This window comes from Salinimicrobium oceani, from assembly GCF_012037645.1.
Genome location: NZ_JAAVJR010000985.1, coordinates 1 through 378, shown reverse-complemented (window position 1 = coordinate 378; position 378 = coordinate 1). Strand labels below are relative to the sequence as shown.

1 protein-coding gene is annotated in these 378 nt (G+C 42.6%); it reads right to left on the bottom strand.

Translation table 11 applies throughout. The annotated features are described in order from the left end of the window. Positions 1-33: 33 nt before the first annotated feature. A partial coding sequence (gene tilS / locus HC175_RS20380; protein ID WP_168139863.1) for a tRNA lysidine(34) synthetase TilS occupies positions 34-378 on the bottom strand: 345 nt, incomplete at its 5' end.

The following is a 378-nucleotide window of genomic DNA, read 5'->3' as shown; positions in this document are numbered from 1 at the left end:
AAAGTGAAAACAGGGTGAAAAATGTAAAAATCCTCATGGTTCGAAACTTATTCTTAAAATCTTATTGGTGTCATTGTCAACTGCAAACCTGGAGTCCAGTCTTCTCCCCATCACCCACATAATCTCTTCACCCGAACACAACAGCCAGCAATTCTCCTTTTGCGGCAAGGATAATTTCTCATCCTTAAAAAATTTGCTCAGCTTCTTTTTGCCTTGCATCCCGAAGGGATAAAAGTAGTCGCCCCTCTCCCATTTCCTTACAACCAGAGGGAAGTTTAGCCGGTTGGCATCCACAAAAATAGCCTTATCTGTCTGGCTTTCAGAAATCGCCTCTACTTCTTCAAACTGAAAAGTTCCAAGTGGCAACATCACCACCTC